At 62.6% G+C, this 18182-nt stretch carries 12 protein-coding genes; 7 read left to right on the top strand and 5 right to left on the bottom strand.

All coding sequences use genetic code 11. The annotated features are described in order from the left end of the window. Nucleotides 1-61: 61 nt before the first annotated feature. Nucleotides 62-517, bottom strand: a complete 456-nt coding sequence (locus GSQ73_RS04140) for a GNAT family N-acetyltransferase (protein ID WP_158881242.1) — start codon at nt 515-517, stop codon at nt 62-64. A 156-nt stretch (nt 518-673) separates the two neighbouring features. Here GSQ73_RS04140 and GSQ73_RS04135 point away from each other — a divergent pair, with 156 nt between their 5' ends. The 3 genes from GSQ73_RS04135 (at nt 674) to GSQ73_RS04125 (ending at nt 11319) form a co-directional block, all read left to right on the top strand. Continuing rightward, nucleotides 674-9319 carry a glucoamylase family protein gene (locus GSQ73_RS04135; protein ID WP_158881240.1) on the top strand — a complete coding sequence of 2882 codons (8646 nt, stop codon included), beginning with the start codon at nt 674-676 and terminating at the stop codon, nt 9317-9319. Nucleotides 9320-9409: 90 nt separating this feature from the next. After that, the gene (locus GSQ73_RS04130; protein WP_158881238.1) at nt 9410-9841 is read left to right on the top strand and encodes a hypothetical protein; all 432 of its coding nucleotides are present in this window, start codon (nt 9410-9412) and stop codon (nt 9839-9841) included. Between the two features lie 347 nt (nt 9842-10188). After that, nucleotides 10189-11319 carry an acyltransferase gene (locus tag GSQ73_RS04125; protein WP_158881236.1) on the top strand — a complete coding sequence of 377 codons (1131 nt, stop codon included), beginning with the start codon at nt 10189-10191 and terminating at the stop codon, nt 11317-11319. Here GSQ73_RS04125 and GSQ73_RS04120 read toward each other — a convergent pair. Then, nucleotides 11316-11549 carry a DUF1272 domain-containing protein gene (locus GSQ73_RS04120; RefSeq protein ID WP_254063284.1) on the bottom strand — a complete coding sequence of 78 codons (234 nt, stop codon included), beginning with the start codon at nt 11547-11549 and terminating at the stop codon, nt 11316-11318. The two genes, GSQ73_RS04125 and GSQ73_RS04120, sit on opposite strands and share 4 nt — an antisense overlap. Nucleotides 11550-11583: 34 nt before the next feature. Then, nucleotides 11584-12057, bottom strand: a complete 474-nt coding sequence (locus GSQ73_RS04115) for an N-acetyltransferase (RefSeq protein WP_158881232.1) — start codon at nt 12055-12057, stop codon at nt 11584-11586. A 271-nt stretch (nt 12058-12328) separates the two neighbouring features. Here GSQ73_RS04115 and GSQ73_RS04110 point away from each other — a divergent pair, with 271 nt between their 5' ends. Further along, nucleotides 12329-13819 carry a RimK family protein gene (locus GSQ73_RS04110; RefSeq protein WP_158881230.1) on the top strand — a complete coding sequence of 497 codons (1491 nt, stop codon included), beginning with the start codon at nt 12329-12331 and terminating at the stop codon, nt 13817-13819. Between the two features lie 6 nt (nt 13820-13825). Here GSQ73_RS04110 and GSQ73_RS04105 read toward each other — a convergent pair whose 3' ends face one another. Then, complete coding sequence (locus GSQ73_RS04105) at nt 13826-14080, bottom strand: hypothetical protein (RefSeq protein ID WP_158881228.1); 255 nt, start codon at nt 14078-14080, stop codon at nt 13826-13828. Nucleotides 14081-14229: 149 nt separating this feature from the next. On the opposite strand from GSQ73_RS04105, the gene aroE reads away from it, so the two are divergent. After that, nucleotides 14230-15060, top strand: a complete 831-nt coding sequence (aroE, locus tag GSQ73_RS04100; RefSeq protein ID WP_158881226.1) for a shikimate dehydrogenase — start codon at nt 14230-14232, stop codon at nt 15058-15060. Nucleotides 15061-15233: 173 nt separating this feature from the next. Then, nucleotides 15234-15980 carry an SDR family oxidoreductase gene (locus GSQ73_RS04095; protein ID WP_158881224.1) on the top strand — a complete coding sequence of 249 codons (747 nt, stop codon included), beginning with the start codon at nt 15234-15236 and terminating at the stop codon, nt 15978-15980. 142 nt (nt 15981-16122) lie between these two features. On the opposite strand, the gene GSQ73_RS04090 is transcribed toward GSQ73_RS04095, so the two are convergent. Next, nucleotides 16123-17019 (bottom strand): LysR family transcriptional regulator, encoded by an 897-nt coding sequence (locus GSQ73_RS04090; RefSeq protein ID WP_158881222.1) that lies wholly within the window; start codon nt 17017-17019, stop codon nt 16123-16125. Nucleotides 17020-17563: 544 nt separating this feature from the next. Between GSQ73_RS04090 and GSQ73_RS04085 the strand changes: the two genes are divergently transcribed. Continuing rightward, on the top strand, nt 17564-18115 hold the full coding sequence (locus tag GSQ73_RS04085) for an energy transducer TonB (protein ID WP_158881220.1): 552 nt from the start codon (nt 17564-17566) through the stop codon (nt 18113-18115). Nucleotides 18116-18182 lie beyond the last annotated feature (67 nt).

Below are 18182 nucleotides of genomic sequence, written 5' to 3'. Positions count from 1 at the left end.
GCGCACGCTGTGCGCGAGCTTCCCGTCACGTGAGAAAGAACGTGGCGCACAGGGTGCGCTCCTACAACGGCGATGTTTCGTACATGAAATAGTGACAACGCTCCATCGCCAGATCGGCATACGTCTGTTGCGCACGATGGTTTTCGGTTTCCACGTAAAGGCGCAAGCCGATGGCACCGGCTGCGCGCGCGCGTCGTGTGACATCCGCATGCAGTGCGCGAAACACGCCGCTGCGTCGCGCGTCCGGCGTCACGTAGACGCTTTGTATCCACCAGAAGTCACCGTTGCGCCAGTCGCTCCATTCGTAGGTCACCAACAGGCTGCCGATGGCGGCGCCCTCGCGTTCGGCGACGACGTAGAAGCCGCGTTGCGGTTTGTCGAATACACCCGTGATACCGCGTGCGAGTACGTCGGCATCCAGTGTCTTGTGTTCGGTTTCCCACGCCATCGCCGCGTTCCAGGCAAGCAGGTCGGGAAGATCGGCGCGCTCTGCGGCGCGTATCAACAACGATGTCACGATGCGACTCCGGCAGTCATGGTCGAACGATCATCGTAGCCTGCGTCGCCTTCACATGCAGGAGCGTAATCTCGACGGGTACCGGCATGCCGGGGAATGGCAGCTGTATCCGCGCAGCCGCGAGCGGATCGCCGAGAACGTGGAAGGAAAGTCAGCTTGAACATCAGCAGCACACTCGCTCTACTCCGATTGCGACGTCTGCATGCGTTCCGCCGCCGCCGTGCCGCTGCACGCACCCGGCCGGAGCAGGAACCTGCCCTGCGCTCGGAACTTTTCAGCGCGGAACAGATGGAACGCCACGGTCAGGCGCTGGCGAGCCAGCATCGCATCAGTGCCAAGTCGAGTGGCAATTTGTTGCTGGCCCGTCTGGACGACAACGAAGCGGTGTTGATCCACGCTTGCGAACGGCTCACCGGCGCGACACGGCGCAAACGTCGCATCACGCCCGCGGCGGAATGGCTGCTCGACAATTTCTACCTGATCGAAGAACAGATACGCATCGCGCGGCGACATCTGCCCAAAGGCTACAGCCGAGAACTGCCACGACTTGAATCCGGCCCATCGGCCGGGTTGCCGCGCGTCTACGACATCGCGCTGGAAATCATTTCGCACGGCGATGGCCGCGTCGGTACCGCCAACCTCAGTCGCTTCGTCAGCGCGTATCAATCGGTGAGCCCGCTGAAGCTCGGCGAGCTGTGGGCGATCCCGATCATGCTGCGGCTGGCGCTGATCGAAAACCTGCGTCGCGTGGCGGCGCGTGTGATGGCCGACTGGCGTCATCGCGGCAAGGCCGCGCGCTGGGCCGACACCATGACCGCGACGGCCGAACGCGATCCGAACAGCGTGGTGTTGGTGGTCGCCGACATGGCGCGCTCGAACCCGCCGATGAACGGGCCGTTCGTGGCCGAGATGGCGCGACGGCTGCAAGGCCAGAGTCCGTCACTTGCGTTGCCACTGAGCTGGATCGAGCAGCGGCTTTCGGTCTCCGGCCAGAGCATCGGCCATTTGGTACAACTCGAAGCGCAACAGCAGGCGGCGAGCCAGGTGTCGATCAGCAACAGCATCGGCAGTTTGCGCGCGTTGTCCGCGATCGACTGGCGCCAGTTCGTCGAACACACCAGCATGGTCGAGCAGCGTTTGCGCGACGATCCGGCCGATGTCTACGCCACCATGGATTTCGCCACGCGCGATCGCTATCGCCACGTGATCGAAGCGATGGCGCGCACGCACGAGCTCGAGGAATTCGACGTAGCCGAGGCCGCAGTCGTACTGTGCGAAGAAGCCGCGCCCACCGACTACCCTTCGCCACTGCATCGGCATGTCGGCTTCTATCTGATCGACGAAGGCCGCGCCGCGCTCGAACGACGGCTCGGCGTGCGACCCGCTCGGGTCGAACGCATACGCCGCGCGTTCGATCGCGCGCCATTGCCGATCTATCTCGGCCTGCTCGCGTTGCTCACGTTCCTGTTTGCCGAACCATTGGTGATGTCCGCCACGCATGCATCGCTGCCGCTGTGGGCGTTGCTGACGATCGCGGTGCCGGCGGTCATCCTCGCCAGCCAGCTCGGCCTGAGCCTGATCAACTGGATGTCCACGCTGACGGTGACGCCACAAAGATTGCCGCGGATGGATTACTCCACCGGCATTCCGGCGACCGCGCGCACGCTGGTGGCGATCCCCAGCATGATCGCCAGCACCGACGACGTGGAAGCGCTGGTCGAATCGCTGGAGGTGCGTTTCCTCGGCAATCGCGATGAGCACCTGCACTTCGCGCTGCTCACCGATTTCACCGATGCGTCGAGCGAAACCCTCCCGGGCGACGACGCCATGCTGCGGCTGGCGCGTCGTCGCATCGAAGGGCTCAACGACCAGTACGCGAGCGTCGGCGCCGATCGGTTTTTCCTGCTGCACCGGCCGCGTCGCTGGAACGACACCGAGCAATGCTGGATGGGCCACGAGCGCAAGCGCGGCAAGCTCGCCGACCTCAACGCGTTGTTGCGCGGACATGGTGAAGATCGCTTCATGCTGATCGTCGGCGACGTCGCTGCGCTGCCGCCCGTGCAGTACGTGATCACGCTGGACACCGACACGGAACTGCCGCGCGATGCGGCGCAGGAGTTCGTCGGCACCATCGACCATCCACTGAATCGCGCGGTATACGACCCCGAATTGCGACGCGTGGTGAGCGGTTACGCGATCCTGCAGCCGCGCGTGGGCATCAGCCTGCCGAGCACGGCGCGATCGCGCTACGCGCAGTTGTACGGCAGCGACGCGGGCATCGATCCGTATACGCAGATGGTGTCGGACGTCTATCAGGACGTGTTCCGCGAGGGCTCTTTCATCGGCAAGGGCATCTACGATATCGATGCGTTCGAGCTCACGCTGGACGGCCGTTTTCCTGAAAGCCGCATCCTCAGCCACGATCTGGTCGAAGGTTGCCACGCGCGCGCCGGACTGCTCAGCGACGTGCAGTTGTTCGAGGAATATCCCGCGCGCTACAACGCCGACGTCAAGCGTCGGCATCGCTGGATTCGCGGCGACTGGCAACTGCTGCCGTGGCTGTTGCCGTGGGCGCCGACTGCGCACGACGGCTGGCGCCGCAATGCGCTGACCGCGTTGTCGCGCTGGAAAATTCTCGACAACCTGCGCCGCAGTCTGGTGCCGATTTCGCTGCTGCTGCTGCTGGTGATCGGCTGGCTGGTGATGTGGCCGGCGCTGTCATGGATGCTGGCGGTGCTGGCCATGGTGCTGATTCCGCCGGTGCTGTCGATCATGCTCGATTTCGTGCAGAAACCGCGGGAGGTGCAACTGGATCAGCATCTGCGCGCCGCATTGCGCGCAGGCGGCCAGCATCTTTCACGCATGGCACTCGGCCTGGCCTGGTTGCCGCACGAGGCGCTGTACAACCTCGACGCGATCGTGCGCACGCTGTGGCGCATCACCGTCAGCCGACGCATGCTGCTGCAGTGGCAGACATCGAGCGATGTCGAACGCCACAGCAGCAACAGCGCCGGTGCCATGTGGAAGCTGATGTGGTTCGGCCCGTTGCTCTCCGTGTTGCTGACGGCGGCGCTTGCGATACAGCGGCCGATGGTGTTGTTGATCGCCGCACCGTTGCTGATCCTGTGGCTGCTGTCGCCGACGATCGCTTGGTGGATCAGCCAGCCGCGCGTACCGCGCGCGTTCATGCCGAACCATGCGCAACGCGGATTCCTGCGCGCACTGGCGCGTCGCACGTGGGCGTTCTTCGATACGCATGTCGGCCCGGAAGATCACTGGCTGCCGCCGGACAACGTGCAGGAAAAACCGCAGTTCACGGTCGCGCATCGCACATCGCCGACCAACATCGGACTGGCGCTGCTGGCGAATCTTGCCGCGATGGATTTCGGTTTCATCAGCGCCGGGCGCCTGCTCGATCGCACGCGCCACACGCTGGACACGATGCAAAGTCTGCCGCGCCATCGCGGACACTTCTACAACTGGTACGACACGCTGAGCTTGCAACCGCTGGCGCCGCTGTACATCTCGGCGGTCGACAGCGGCAACCTCGCCGGCCATCTGCTGACGCTGCGTCCCGGCTTGCTGGCACTGCTCGACGAACCGGTGTTCCAGCCGCGGGTGCTGCAGGGCCTGCTCGATACATTGCTGGTACTTGGCGATGCGCTCGGCGATGCGGACGCGACGCCACTGCGCCCGGTGCAGCGCGAGCTGGAAGAAGCGCTCGAAACGCCGCCCGCCACGACCGGCGCAGCACTGCAACTGTTGCAGCGCCTGCTCGATCACGCGCATGCACTGGCGCGCGCATTCACCGCCGACGCCGGCAGTGAAGCAGAGTTCTGGGTGCACGCGTTGCTGGAGCAATGCAGCGATCTGGTCGACGAATCCAGCGTGTTCAATCTCGATCCGCCGCCCGATGAGGACGACGGATTCCGTGGCATTCCGACCTTGCTGCAGCTGGCGCGCATCGAGCCGTTGTGCTGGCCGAGTGAAGCCGGCGCCGAAGCCATTCGCGAACTCGCGCGCGAGCGCATCATCGCCATCGAGGCACTGGCGCAGCGCAGCGGCGAACTTGCGCTGATGGATTACCGCTTCCTCTACGACAGCGCGCGCGATCTCCTGGCGATTGGGTACAACGTCGACGAACGACGCCTCGACGACAGCTACTACGACCTGCTCGCATCCGAGGCGCGATTGGCGAGTTTCGTGGCGATCGCGCAAGGCCAGTTGCCGCAGGAAAACTGGTTCTCGCTCGGACGCCTGCTCACCACCAGCGGCGGCGAACCGGTGCTGCTGTCGTGGAGCGGCTCGATGTTCGAGTACCTGATGCCGATGCTGGTGATGCCGAGCTACGAAGGCACGCTGCTCGATCAGACGTGCCAGGCCGCGGTGGCGCGGCAGATCGAATATGGCCGGCAGTTGAACATTCCGTGGGGCGTTTCCGAATCCGGCTACAACATGCTGGACGCGCACTTCACGTATCAATATCGCGCGTTCGGCGTGCCCGGGCTCGGCCTCAAGCGCGGCTTGAGCGACGACGTGGTGATCGCGCCCTACGCCACTGCGCTGGCGATGATGGTGTCGCCGGTGCCCGCATCGAAAAACCTGCAGCGACTGGTGGACGAAGGCGCGCAGGGTCGCTTCGGTTTGTACGAAGCGATCGACTACACGCCGGCGCGTTTGCCGCTGGGACAGAGTTCCGCGCTGGTGCGTTCCTTCATGGTCCACCACCAGGGCATGAGCCTGCTCGCGTTTGCGTATGCGCTGCTCGACAAGCCGATGCAGCGTCGCTTCGAAACCGATCCGCAGTTCCAGGCGACCAGCCTGCTGCTGCAGGAGCGCGTGCCGAAAACCGCAGCGGAATACATGCATGCTTCCGGCTTCCCGGACATGGACAGCAATCCGCGCGCATCGGAAACGCGGCTGCGCGTCTTCGCCGATCCGGATCGCGCGCGTCCGGCCGTCCAATTGCTGTCGAACGGCCGCTATCACGTGATGGTCAGCAGCGCCGGCGGCGGCTACAGCCGTCGCAACGAATTGGCACTCACGCGTTGGCAGGAGGACATCACGCGTGATCACTGGGGCATGTTCTGCTACCTGCGCGATGTGGCGAGCGGCGCGTACTGGGCGACCGCGCATCAACCGACGCTGAAGAAAACCGAAGTGTTCGAGGCAATCTTCTCCGATGCCCGCGCCGAGTTCCGTGTGCGCGAACGCGACATCGACGCACACACCGAGATCGTGGTGTCGCCCGAGGACGACATCGAGCTGCGTCGCACGCGCGTTACCAATCGCAGCCGCAGTCGTCGCACCATCGAACTCACCACGTATGCCGAAGTGGTGCTCGCGCCGCCGATCGCCGACGCGCTGCATCCGGCCTTCAGCAAGTTGTTCGTGCAGACGGAACTGGTGCCCGCACTGCAGGCGATCGTGTGCACGCGTCGCCCGCGCTCGCACGACGAAGCGGTGCCGTGGATGTGCCACTTGATGGCCGTGCACAATGCGGACATCGACGAGATTTCCTATGAAACCGACCGTGCGCGTTTCATCGGTCGCGGGCGCACCGCCGCCCATCCGCTGGCGATGGAAGCGGGCCATTCGCGGCTTTCCAACAGCGATGGTTCCGTGCTCGATCCGGTGGTGGCGATTCGGTGTCGCATCACGCTGGAACCGGAACAATCGGCCACCATCGACATGGTCACCGGCATTGCCGACACGCGCGATGCGTGCCTGGCCCTGATCGGAAAATATCGCGATCGCCATCTCGCCGATCGCGTGTTCGATCTCGCCTGGACGCACAGCCAGGTGTTATTGCGCCAGCTCAACGCGTCGCTGTCCGATGCACAGCTGTACGAACAGATGGCCTCGTCGATCATTTATCCCAATGCCAACTTGCGTGCCGAGCCGGGCGTGCTGATCGGCAACCGACGCGGGCAATCCGGCCTGTGGGGACAATCGATTTCCGGCGATCTGCCGATCGTGCTGCTGATGATTGCCGACCCGGCGCGCATCGAAATCGTGCGGCAGATGGTGCAGGCGCACGCGTACTGGCGATTGAAAGGGCTGGCGGTGGATCTGGTGATCTGGAACGAGGATCGCGCCGGCTATCGCCAAGAGCTGCAGGACCAGATCATGGGCCTGATCGCTTCTGGCAGCGAAGCGAGCCTGATCGATCGCCCCGGCGGCATCTTCGTGCGCCCTTCGCAGCAACTCTCCGGTGAAGATCGCATGCTGGTGCAGGCCAGTGCGCGGATCATCCTCGCCGACAGTCGCGGCAGCCTCGCCGATCAGATCGGTCGGCGTGTGGTGGAGACACACGCACCGCGATTCGAGCCGACGCGTGCGCGACGCATCGCCACCACGCCCGCAGCGACCGAAGCGCTCGCGCCGCGCCAGGACCATCTGCAACTCACCAATCCGCACGGCGGTTTCAGCGCCGACGGCCGCGAGTACGTGATCGTGCTGGCGACCGGCGACACCACGCCCGCGCCGTGGTCGAACATTCTGGCGAATCCGCATTTCGGCACGGTGATTTCCGAAAGCGGCAGCGCGTACACCTGGGGCGAGAACGCGCACGAATTCCGCCTCACGCCGTGGCACAACGATCCGGTCAGCGACGGCAGCGGCGAAGCGATCTATCTGCGCGACGAGGAAACCGGCCAGGTGTGGTCGCCCACGCCATTGCCCGCGCGCGGCAGCGGCGAATACGTGACCCGACACGGTTTCGGCTACAGCGTGTTCGAGCATGTCGAGGACGGCATCCATTCCGAACTGTGGATCTACGTCGCGCTCGATGCCTCGGTGAAATTCTCCGTGCTGAAACTGCGCAATGCGTCGGGGCGGCCACGTCAGTTGAGCGTCACCGGCTACGCCGAATGGCTGCTCGGTGACCTGCGCGAAAAAACCTCGATGCACGTCGTCACCGAGTCGGATCCGTCCAGCGGCGCGTTGTTTGCGCGCAATGCATACAACACCGAATTCCCGCATCGCATGGCGTTCTTCGATGTGGACGATGCGGGCCGTGGCATCGGTGGCGACCGCAGCGAATTTCTCGGTCGCAACGGCAGCATGCGCATGCCGGCGGAACTGGCGCGTACGCATCTGTCGGGCCGGCTCGGCGCCGGGCTTGATCCGTGCGCCACCTTGCAGGTGAAGCTCGAACTGGACGAAGGCGAGCAGCGCGATGTCGTGTTCCGCCTCGGGCTGGGCCGCAACGCGAGCGACGCCGGCGCACTGGTGCAGCGCTTCCGTGGCAACGCGATGGCGGCCGATGCACTGGCGCAGGTGCGCGCGCACTGGGATCGCATCCTCGGTGCGGTGCAGGTGCACACACCGGAGCCGGCGCTCGACGTGCTCGCCAACGGTTGGCTGCTTTACCAGACCATCGCGTGCCGCATCTGGGCGCGCAGTGGCTATTACCAGTCCGGCGGCGCATTCGGTTTCCGCGATCAGTTGCAGGATTCGATGGCCACGCTGCACGCCGCGCCGGACATCGCGCGTCGACAACTACTGCTGTGCGCGGCGCATCAGTTCCCCGAAGGGGACGTTCAGCACTGGTGGCATCCGCCGCTCGATCGCGGCGTGCGCACGCAATGTTCCGACGACTATCTGTGGCTGCCGCTCGCCGCCAGCCGCTACGTGCTGGCGACTGGTGACCACAAAGTGCTGGACGAAACCGTCGGCTACATCGAAGGCCGTCCGCTGCTGCCTGGCGAAGAGTCGTATTACGACCTGCCGCAGCAATCCGGCCTGCGCGAATCGCTCTATCGCCATTGCGTACGCGCGATCGAACACGGCCTCGCGCGCGGCGTTCACGGCCTGCCGCTGATCGGCAGCGGCGACTGGAACGACGGCATGAACCGTGTCGGCGAAGCCGGCCGCGGCGAAAGCATCTGGCTGGGTTTCTTCTCGTGCGAGGTGATGACGCGCTTCGCCGAGGTCGCCCGATTGCGCAACGACGAAGCGTTTGCACAACGCTGCGACAGCGAGGTCGCCAAGCTGCGCGTCGCGCTCGAACAACACGGTTGGGACGGCGCGTGGTATCGCCGCGCGTATTTCGACGATGGCACGCCGCTGGGCACGCACACCAACGTCGAGTGCCGCATCGATTCGATCGCACAGAGCTGGTCGGTGTTGTCGGGTGCCGCCTCACCTGAGCGCCAGCAACAGGCGATGACCTCGCTCGAGCAGCATCTCGTGCGGCGCGATGCCGGGCTGGTCCAGCTGCTCGATCCGCCATTCGACACCTCGCCACTCGACCCGGGCTACATCAAGGGTTATGTGCCCGGTGTGCGTGAGAACGGCGGTCAGTACACGCATGCGGCGATCTGGGCCACGATGGCCTTTGCCGAACTCGGCGACAGCACGCGCGCATGGGAACTGCTGCGCATGATCAACCCGGTCAACCACGGTATCGACGCCGCGCAAATGGACGTCTACAAGGTGGAACCTTATGTCGTCACCGCGGACGTCTACGCCGTCGAACCGCACATCGGCCGTGGAGGCTGGAGCTGGTACACCGGCTCGGCCGGCTGGCTGTACCGGCTCATCCTCGAATCGCTGCTTGGGTTGCGTCTCGAAAACGGACAGCTGCGCTTTGCACCGGTGCTGCCTGCCGACTGGGATGGTTTCTCCATGAGCTATCGCCATCGCGACACGTGGTACCGCATCAACGTGCGGCAAAGCGATGCCGTTTCCCGCAACCGCATCTGGCTGGACGGCGTCGAGCAAGCGGATGGAAAGATTCCGCTCGCCGACGATGGCGTGGAGCACAGCGTCGAACTCGACTACCCGCGGGTCGTGTAGAACGCATGCACAAACATCGGCCACGGGTCGAAGGCGTTGACCCGAATGACCTGCTGGCATAGGTTGCGGAAACTCGCCTTGGAGGAAGACATGCTGCGGACCGTTCTGACCTTGGTTCTTTTCATTGCCACCGGCCTTTCGGCAGCGGCTCAGCAGTCGCCCGGCTCGCCCTTCTCGCAGAAATTCAAATCCTCCATTGATAACGCCATGCGCAATCAGCATTCGGGCGCTCGGACCAGTGCATTGATTTCGGCGATGTCACAGGCGACGAACCAGGAAGTATTTTTCGTCTTGCCACTTTTATTTCCGGCCAACATGTTGAACGCGGCGACGAATGCAAGCGTATGCACGAACGAAATTTCGGCTTCCACCGACAATCTCGCTGCGTTCCAGGCCAGCACGAATCCGAAGTCATTTCCTGATGAGAAGGCCGCCAAGATCAGGGCCGACACCGACAAGCTCATCAGGTGTCTGGGGAAGTACTACAACAACGGACAGTTGCGCTTCCCGCAAGCCAAGTGACGTGCTGGATCGAAGTTTGTTCTGCGCTCAGCTAAAACTTTCGTCGTGATCGGCCCACGAACCGAGCTTCGGTGAATTCCGGGCGTAGCGCCGCGCCATGCGCCACTGATCCGGCATTCGGCCAGACGGTGGGTGGCAAAAGACTGGTTGTGTGGTCTGCGGCGGCGCGCCACTATTCGTCAAGGCCAACGTGCCGGGTAAAAACGATCTTCGTCACACCGAACCGCTGGGCTTGAGAATCCGGTCCGTGCAACCGGGCACCCACGAACCACTTGCCAGCATCTGATCTGTCGGTCGCGCACATCGTGGCCGGCCGGTCGATCACCTATACCAGGACGATCAGGGGAATGAGCACACAAGAGATGATCACCACGCGCGGCGGCGCGGACGCGCAAAAGGATGTTGTGCGACGGACGGAACCTGCCCTGTTGGTGAACCTCAACACGCTGCGCGCGATCGCCGCGATCGCGGTGGTCTATTCGCACATCACGTCCGAAGCGGGTTTGCACCTCAGGCTCAGCATCGGCACGCGTGGTGTCGACATCTTTTTCGTGATCAGTGGATTCATCATTGCGTATATCGGTTCGCGCAACTCGGACCGCTTTTTTCTGCGCCGGCTGATCCGCGTCGTGCCGTTCTACTGGGTCGCGACGCTGGCGCTTTTCAGCGTGGTGCTGGTGGCGCCCCACCTGCTGCGCAGTACACAGCCCGACATCGTGCAACTGCTGTGTTCGCTGTTCTTCATACCTAGGGAGACCGCATACGCCGGCATGTTTCCCACGCTGGTGCTGGGCTGGTCGCTCAACTACGAGATGTACTTCTACGTGATTTTTTCGCTGGCGTTGCTGGTCTCGAAACGCTTCGCGCCGATCCTGTGCTGCATGGCCATCATCACGATGCTGCTGGCGATAACTGCCAGCGGTGCGCAGAATCCGTCGGTGCAGTTCTATGCGCGTCCGCTGGTATTCGAGTTCGTGTTCGGCATCGGCATTTTCTATCTGCTGTACTGGGTCGAGCAGCATCGCGCGGCGCTGCAGGAAGCGGCGGCCGGCAGGATATGCCTGCTGCTCGTGTTGCTGGTGTCACTGGTGGCGATCTTTTATGTCGAGTCGCAACAGGGGTTCGGGCTGCCCCGGCAAATCAGCTCCGGCATCCCCGCATTCCTGATCGTGCTGTCGGCGCTTCTGCTCGAACGCATCTACCGCGTCACCGTCAACAACCGCCCGCTGTTTCTGCTCGGCGAGTCGTCGTACATCCTTTACCTGATCCATCCGTATGTCGTTTACGGCCTGCTACGCACGGTGCTCCGCGGCGAACACCACAGCCTGCCGGTAACCATCGCGATCATCGTCATCCTGCTCGCGGTATCCAGCGCGATCGCGATCGCCATCCACCTGTGGTTTGAAAAACCCGCCATGGTGTTCCTGCGCCGGCGGATTCTCGGCGAAGGCCTGCCGCGCGCGGACCAAATGCGCTAGTTCGTCCTGCATTTTTGATTGTACGTGCGCTCCGTCATCGCCGGATATTTCTGCAGCAACTCGGCTGCGCGCGTGGGTCGCGGGCTGAAACCGCCGCGACAGTTCGGGCAGATGCCGAGAAGAACGGCGGTGATGCAGTCGATGCAGAAGGTGCACTCGAACGAGCAGATCATCGCTTCGGTGGAATCCGGCGTCAGATCCTTGCTGCAGCATTCGCAGCCTGGTCGCATCTGCAGCATCGAAGTGGTCCTGTGATCTGTGGAATCAGGCCAGCGCTTTTTCGTAGCGCCAGGCATCGGCACCATCCTGGTAGTAGTGCGCGTAACTGCCGATGCGTCGATAGCCCAGGTGTTCGTAGAGCTTGATGGCGACGACGTTGTCGGTGCGGACTTCAAGCCGCAACGCACGACAGCGACGTTGCCGGCCGGCAAGTTCCGATGCGTCGATCAACGCGGTGCCGACGCCCTTGCCACGCGCCTCTGGCTGGCTGGCAATCGAATACAGCCGCACCACGCCACTGCCCTTGCGGAAAAACAGCACGGCCGTGCCGAGGAAATTCCGGTGGTTGGCACTGGCCACGAGCACCAGTGCGGAATCGCTGTCGAGATGCCGGCGATATTGATCACGACTCATTCGGTCGCTGTCGAAGGTACGGTCCTCCAGTGCCACCAGGTCATCAAGGTCGGAGATTTCGGCGCGACGCACGCGCACGGCGGCAGTGGTGTGGAGTGGCTGCATGCTCGGTTTCGGTATCCATCGAGGCGGGCGGGGAAAGGGGAAGAGGCGGGGTACCCGACGACAAGCGCGGACTCTAGCAGCGGACGCGATCAAGGTGCTGTGTTTCGGGCGTGCAGATTCCCTGCGCACGCGACCTGGGTCCGCATGTTTATTCGGGCTTCAGCGCCGTGCCTTGTGCATCAGCGACCCTGTGCCAAACTGCGCGCCTTGTGCTTTCGTGCGCCTTTCGCGCAGCCCTTTCCCCCGCAAGTTCCGTTGCTCGAGTGGTGCCATGGCGCGTCTGGTCATCGTTGTCGAAAAAGCCTCCGACTGGGGTTCGTACTATCCGTCCGTGGACGTGATGAGCGCAATGGACTACCTGCGCGAACCGGTCGGCAGCGACGACGAACGAACGCACGTGCTGAACCTTTGTCGCAGCTACAAATATCTCGGTACCGGCTATTACGTGTCGCTGCTCGCCGAGGCGCGTGGACACAAGGTGATGCCATCGGTGCGCACGGTGAACGATCTGCGCCGCCGCTCGCTGTACGGCGTGGACATTGAAGACCTCAACACCAAGCTGACGAATTTTCTTCCCGCCGGCGGACGCGACACGACCGACTTCGGCATCCTCGTCTACTTCGGCGAGACCGCTTACCCGGCGCTGCAGGATCTTTCGCGGCAGGTGTTCGAATCGTTTCCGTGCCCGTTGATGCGCATCGAGTTCGAGCGCGATCGCGTGTGGCAGGTGAGTGCGATCAAGCCGGTCGGTCTGCACACGCTGGACGATGCGCAGGAAGACGCATTCGCCGAGGAGCTCGACCGCTTCTCCAAGAAACTCTGGCGCAAGCCGCGCGCGCGCAAGCTGTATCGCTACGACATCGCGATGCTGGTCGATCCGGCCGAACAGATGCCGCCATCGAACAAGAAGGCATTGAAGGCGTTCATCGCCGCCGGCAAGCAGCTCGGCATCGAAGTCGATCCGATCGGCAAGAACGATTACCAGCGGCTGGCCGAATACGACGGCCTGTTCATTCGCGAAACCACCGCCAGCGACAACCACACCTACCGTTTTGCGCATCGCGCGGAAAAGGAAGGCATGGTGGTGATCGACGATCCCACGTCGATCCTTCGCTGCACCAACAAGATCTATCTCAACGACTTGATGGTGTCGCGCAAGCTGGCCGTGCCACGCACCGAAATCCTCTATCGCGACGACAGCAAGGGCATGAAGGACGTGGTCGACAAGCTCGGCTTTCCGCTGGTGCTCAAGATCCCCGATGGCTCGTTTTCGCGTGGCGTGGTGAAGGTGGAAAGCGAGCAGGCCCTCGAGCAGGCAGCCAGCGGTTTGTTCCAGCACAGCGCCTTGCTGCTGGCGCAGGAATTCGTCTACACCGATTTCGACTGGCGCGTGGGCGTGCTCAATCACGAGCCGATCTACGCCTGCAAGTACTACATGTCGCGCGGCCACTGGCAGATCTACAACCACGGCGCGAAAGGCACCGCGAAGTCCGGCGGCTTCGAAACGATCGCGGTGAACGACGCGCCGGCCGAAGTGATCAAGCTGGCGCTGAAAGCCACGCAGCCGATCGGCGACGGACTCTACGGCGTGGACCTGAAACAGGTCGGCAACAAGCCGGTGGTGATCGAGGTCAACGACAATCCGTCGATCGACGCGGGCGTGGAAGACGCGCATCTCGGCGACGCGCTGTACTTGCAGATCATGGAAGAATTCCTGCGCCGCATGGAACGCAAGCGCCAAGGCCAGGGCATCACTGGCTGAAGTCGTTCAGTGCCAGACCACGCTGCGCGACGCGCTGTAACGTTGCCGCCGCAGTGCCAGCAACTGGCGAGGCAGGCTTGGTTCCAGCACCAGCAGCACGATCAACGGCGCACCGATCAGCCAGAACGCAGGCGACCAGCCGAGCAGGCGGCTGTGCATCGGCACCAGCGTGGAGAGCATCAGCACGATGCCGCCAGCCAGCCAGAGCAAGCCGGCCACGAGCAGGTTCTGATGAGAAACGCGGGAAGTTGGCTGGCACATGGGCGTATCCGTGGGAGGGCGACGGCTGCAGCGTGCGATGCGTCCATCTCAAAAGCTGCGACCGCGGCGGATGAAGATCGGCGGTGTGCACGCCTTGTAGAATGGAAGGCCATCCGCTCGCGCGGACTCACGCTTTGCGGAATCACTGAATGTCTTCCACGTCGTTCGCCGTGTTTGGCCATCCCATCAGCCACAGCCTTTCGCCGCGCATCCATCAGGCGTTCGCGCAGCAGTTCGGCATCGAGCTGACTTACCGCACGATCGACGCCGCGCCGGAAGATTTCGATACGGCCGTGAGGCGTTTCTTCGACGACGGCGGCCATGGCGCCAACGTGACCTTGCCGCACAAGGCGGCCGCGTTCGCGCTCGCCGATGAGCGCAGCGACGCGGCCCATCGCTCGGGCACCGCGAACGTGTTGACGCGCTTGCCTGATGGCCGCCTCGCCGCACACAACACCGATGGCGCCGGCATGGTGCGCGACATGACCGAACGGCATGGCGTCGATTTGCGCGGACACAACACGCTGCTGCTCGGCGCCGGTGGCGCAGGGCAAGGCGTGGCATGGCGACTGCTGGACGCCGGCGTGGACACGCTCACCATCGTCAACCGTTCGCCGCAAGCAGCCGACGTGCTGGCCGACGCCATCGGCGAGCCGGGGCGCGCGCATACACGTTACTGGGCCGACCTCGACGACATCGGCAGCTATGACCTGATCGTCAACGCGACGTCGGCTGGCGTACTCGGTGCATCGCTGCAACTGCCTTTTTCGCTGGTCGGTTCGCGCGCACTTTGCTACGACCTGTCCTACGGCAACGCCGCGCAAAGTTTTCTTGCGTGGGCAAAAACAGCCGGCGCGCGCTACGCCTTTGACGGACTCGGCATGCTGGTGGAAACCGCTGCCGATGCGTTCGAGTTGTGGCACGACAAGCGGCCGGACACCGATCCGGTCTATCGCATGCTGCGCGGACCGGATGCCTGAATTGAAGCCAGGCCTCGAAACCACTTCGCCACTTCATGAGCATGTGTTTCCCGGATTCGAATAATTCCGCTCCTCAATGGCTGGATGCAATGTTGCCCTCAGGCAAGGCGATCGATGGAAAACCATCGACCGACATGCCGCAACAAGCCCAAACCCCTAGAGGATTGAACAACATGAAGCTCAAGAACAAGGTCGCTTTCATCACTGGCGGCACATCAGGCATCGGTCTGGAGACCGCGAAACTTTTTCAGGCCGAAGGCGCCAGCGTGGTGATCGTGGGATCGGATGAAGAGCGTCTGGCCGCGGCCGGCAAAGCACTCAATGGCAAGGCTTTGCTCGTCCATGCCGATATCCGCCAGGTGTCGGACATCGCACGTGCGGTCGAAGAAACCAAGGCGAAGTTCGGTCACATCGACATCGTGTTCGCCAATGCCGGTGCGACCACGGTCGCGCCTCTGGAAGCGGTGACGGAAGAATACGTTGCCGAAAACCTGGCGTTGAACTTCACCGGTACGTTTTTCACGATCCAGAAGACGGCTCCGCACATCACCGACGGCGGCAGCATCATCGTCACGACATCGTTCCTGAATACGATCGGATACCCGGGCCTTTCGATCCTGGCGGCGACCAAGGCCGCGACGCGTTCTCTTGTTCGCACCTTGGGCGCGGAACTGGCCTCTCGCGGCATTCGCGTAAACGCCATCAGTCCGGGCGCCATCGCAACGCTTTTCTACAGCAAGATCGGCTTGCCTGATGTCGCACTTCAGGAAGTCGCCGCCGGGATCACGGCGAAGATCGGTTTGAAACGTTTTGGTGAAGCGTCCGAGCTTGCGAAGACCGCGCTGTTCCTGGCGAGCGATGACTCGTCATACACGACGGGCACCGAGTTGGTTGTCGATGGTGGTCTGACCCAGTTCTAGGCGAATGACGTTCAATCATCCGCAGAGCACTCGCCCTCTTGAGTACAATCACGGACGGCGAGTTGCTTGATTTTCAGCAGGCAGATTCGAGTGTTCTTGCATTGCTATTGCAAGGACATGCGGCTCTCGAATGAGATTAAATCTAAGGAATGCGTCCGAAGCTGGCGAGTTCTTCGCGAAGTCTCGGCAATGCGAAGTCGATGAAATGACGGAGCTTGGCGGGCATGAGGTTCCGCGAGAGATAAACCAGATGGACAGGTATTGGCTCAACTTCGTATGACTGCAAGATGTACCGTAACTTTCCCGAATTCACGGCGGCCTGTACATCGTGTTCGAGAAGTAGTGTCGCTCCCACGCCATCAATGGCAGCATCCACTGCCGCATCCGGCGATGACACAAGCAAGCGCGGAATTTCCGCAATCGTGAAAGTTTCTTCCATGCCGGGATTCCGAAAACGCCAGGGCGAAAGATAGGGACTGTCGAACACGACGCATGGATAATTTTGAAGGTCATGCGGCGTTTCCGGTGTTCCAAACTTCTCGAGAAGACCGGGGCTGGCAACGACCACGACTCGTAAGGTTCCCACACGCGCAGCGACCAGACTGCTATCGCGCAAGCGTCCAATGCGGATCGCGACGTCCGCATGCGCATCGATCAGATCGACGTTCCGGTCCGACTGCACAAGTCGAATGCGTATCTCCGGATATGCCGTCAGAAACTGATCGATGACCTTCAGCACTCGCAGTCGCGCAGCTTGCACGGGAGTGGTAACAACGAGTTCGCCTCGTGGCGTCTGAAATTCGCCAGCAGCGCGCCGCTCCTGCTCATCGACCTGCTCGAGTATTTGTTTTGCGGCAGCAATATAGTCAACGCCAGCCTCTGTCGGCGTGAGCTTTCGAGTGGTCCGGACGAGGAGCTTGGTACCAACAAGCGTTTCGAGATCATTGATGTTTCGCGTGAGCGTAGCGACCGGAATTCGCATTCGTCTCGCGGCGGCCGACAGACTCCCCGTCTCGACGGAAGACACCAGCATGGCCATAGCATCCAGTCGGTCCAATGTGTTCACCCATAAAAATGTTCAGGTCGAGAACCTTGATCTGCCTGGATAAGCAGGATTTTCTCGAAGCATTAGTACCTTAACCCAGCAGTGGTACGACAGGTTCTAGCGCCCTATGAATCCGCTCTTTCCTTCTGAAGACATCAAACACGCTGGCGAATCGAAGAACACGCACAAACAAGGCGGGCTCGCTTTCCACCCTCCATTTTTCGGGGTTTAAATAGCTACGCGAGAGCAAACCCGCCGGCGTGCGCTGCGCGCAACTCACCGCCGACAACTGCCGCGCAATCTTCGGCCAACCCGAACGACCCTCGGTGTGCAGCAACCTGCGCGCAGAACCGGCGATGTGCAGCGACAATGGCACGCATGCACTGAAATGGCTGACACCACTGGAAGTTGCGACGGTAACGCTTCGAAGCCATCGCCATACGACTGAAACACGCAATGGCTATCTTGCCGGCTTCCGCCGGAGGCGCCCCGATCGTGGGCGCTTTGGTGCGCGGATGTCGCTCGCGCAGCAGGTGCCATGACACGTTTTCTTTTTACCGTATCGCGCCGGTACGGGCTGGTGATCGCCTCGATGCTGGTGCTCGCCGTGATGGCATCGGGCATCCTCTGGTATGGCCATGCCGTGGCTCATGCATCGAACATCGACGTGCCCGCACCGACGACATCCGGCGCGAACCCCATCGACGACGCGCAGAGCGGCACCGGCATCCTGCTCGGCCTGGCGCGCGACGCCATGCACGATGGTCGCCTGGTGGCGCCGGCCGGCAGCAACGCGTACGAGTTTTACCTGAGCGTGCTGCAGCTGGATCCGTCCAACAGGACGGCGCAGGACGCGTTGCGCGAATCATTTCCGCGGGCCGTAGTGGAGATCGAAGGCACCATCAACCGGAAGGATCTGGAAGAAGCGCGGCGCGAGCTCGATTTGCTGCGCGAATTCGACAGCAACAACTTCACGCTCGCGTTGTTGGGCGGCAAGCTTTCCGCGGCACGCACTATCGTGACGAAGCAGCACGAGGCGGAGGCCGAACGTATTCAGGAAACGGCCGCCCAGCGTGCGTCGACCATGTGAAGAAAGCGTGTTGTCGATGGCCCGAGAGCCGTCGTTCGCGACGCCGTACGCAATAAATGCGAATGGC

This window comes from Rhodanobacter sp. L36 (assembly GCF_009765755.1).
GTDB lineage: Bacteria > Pseudomonadota > Gammaproteobacteria > Xanthomonadales > Rhodanobacteraceae > Rhodanobacter.
Note: the sequence above shows the minus strand (reverse complement) of the source record. Positions and strands in the feature narration are given on the sequence as shown.